Origin of the sequence: uncultured Clostridium sp., from assembly GCF_934754915.1 — a bacterium.
GTDB lineage: Bacteria > Bacillota > Clostridia > Clostridiales > Clostridiaceae > Clostridium.
Genome location: NZ_CAKVKB010000285.1, coordinates 1 through 2,421, shown reverse-complemented (window position 1 = coordinate 2,421; position 2,421 = coordinate 1). Strand labels below are relative to the sequence as shown.

At 28.7% G+C, this 2,421-nt stretch carries 1 protein-coding gene; it reads right to left on the bottom strand.

Going from position 1 to position 2,421, the window contains the following annotated elements:
• Nucleotides 1-283: 283 nt before the first annotated feature.
• Nucleotides 284-2,421 (bottom strand): DNA mismatch repair protein MutS (gene mutS, locus Q0F58_RS18895; RefSeq protein WP_294379528.1); only part of this gene is annotated, 2,138 nt, incomplete at its 5' end.

Below are 2,421 nucleotides of genomic sequence, written 5' to 3'. Positions count from 1 at the left end.
TTATAAGATCTGCAGCTCCATAAAAAGCTTGAAGAAGATTTGCTAGTATGAAGGGAACTGCAAATTTTATCATTGTGGTTTTTATATTTCCTTTTGTTAAATTATTTTCCAAGATTATCACCTCATTTTTAAATATGCAAAATGTTTTGTTGTTACATTAAAAATAAAAAAAGCTGGATAAGACTTAGCTTTACGCTAAACACCTTATCCAGCATATATACACAGTTAGATGTAATATACCCTCCGTATGCGACTATCATTATATAATAGATTTTTTATATAGTCAATACTTTAGTAATTTCTTTGCTTCTCCAACAAATTTATAAAGCATATTCATAGCTTCCATGGGATTTAAACTCAAAATATCAGTTTCACTTATTGAATTTATGAAACTATCTTTTTCAAATGAGTCAAAATTTATCTGCATATTATCATTAGAAGGTGAAGACTTGTGCTTATGCTTTTCTTTATCTAATTCATCTTTTAATGAATTTATTTCTTTTTCAAGCACTGAAATATTATTATCATATTCTTTTATTTTATCATCCTTAAGAGCAATTTCATTTATTTTTTCAGATAGATTTTTTTGAGTTTCATTAATAAGTATTTCATATTTTTGAATATCTTCATTAATTTTAATATCAGATGATAATGGTACATCTATTTTATCACTATTTTCCATAGTTTGAGATATTGATGAAATACTGCTTATATCATTTTTGTTAGTATTTTCAAGATGTTGCAGTATTTCTCTAGCTCTATCAATAACTTTGTTTGGAAGTCCTGCAAGTTTTGCAACTTCTATACCGTAAGATTCATCTGCTCCGCCTTCAATAATTTTTCTTAAGAAAATTACACTGTCGTCATTTTTCTTTACTGCTACAGAATAATTTTTTACACCTTTAATCTTTCCTTCAAGTTTAACTAGCTCATGGTAGTGTGTTGCAAATAATGTTTTACATTTTAAAGAATCATTTTTTGTTATGTATTCAATAACAGACCATGCAATTGACAAACCATCGTATGTTGAAGTACCTCTTCCTACTTCATCTAATAAAACCAAACTTTTATTTGTTGCATTTTTTAATATATTAGAAACTTCCCACATTTCAACCATAAATGTAGATTTGCCACCTGCAAGATCATCTGAAGCACCAATTCTTGTAAAAATCTTATCACAAATTGAAATATTTGCAGAAGATGCAGGTACAAATGATCCCATCTGAGCCATAAGAGTAATAAGTGCAACCTGTCTCATATAGGTTGATTTACCAGCCATATTAGGTCCTGTAATTATTAAGAGTTCTTTGTCATCCTGATTTAAAATTGTATTATTTGAAACAAATTCTCCTCTTCCAATTACTTTTTCAACAACAGGGTGTCTTCCATCACTTATTTCTATTATTCCCTCTTCATTTATTTCTGGTTTTACATAATCATTTTCAAGAGCAATCAATGCAAGTGTTGAAATACCATCCAAATCAGAAATTATTCTTGCACTTTTCTTTAGTCTGGATATATGTTTTTCAACTTCATTTCTTACTTCCATAAATAACTCATATTCCAGGTTTACAAGTTTTTCTTCAGAACCTAGAATTTTATCTTCCATAACTTTAAGTTCTTCTGTAATATATCTTTCAGCATTTGTAAGAGTCTGCTTTCTTATATATCTTCCTTCTGGAATTGAACTGAAATTAGCTTTACTTATTTCTATGTAATAACCAAAAACCTTATTATATCCAACTTTAAGGGATTTAATTCCTGTAAATTCTCGCTCACGATTTTCAAGTGCGGCAATCCATTCTTTTCCATGAACCTTACTTTTTCGCAGTTCATCTACTTCACCATTATATCCATCTTTTATTATATTACCTTCCTTTATTATAAGGCTGGGATCTTCCTTTATTGATTTTTCAAGAAGAATTCTTACATCATCAAGTGTATCAAGATTTTCATAATACTCCATGAGAAGAGGTGATTTTGCATATTTTAAAAGTTCCTTTACTTCAGGTATTTTTGAAAGGGAAGCTTTTAAGGAAAGCATATCTTTTGCATTAACATTTTGGTTTGATATTTTCCCAACAATTCTTTCTATATCGTATATCTCTTTAAGCGCACTTCTTAAATCTTCATTAAAGCTTATTGAATTAAAAATTTCTTCAACTCCTCCAAGCCTTTTTTCAATTTCTGATTTTATTATGAGAGGTTCATCAATCCATCTTCTTAAAGTTCTTCCTCCCATGCTTGTAGCACTTTTATCAATAACCCATAGAAGGGAACCTTTTTTTGTCTTTTCTCTTATGCTTTCTGTAAGCTCAAGATTACGTCTTGAATTGCTGTCAATTGTCATATAATTTATTATTTCATATTGTTCTAAAAGATTTATGTTTGTAAGACTCATCATTTGAGTTTCATTTATAT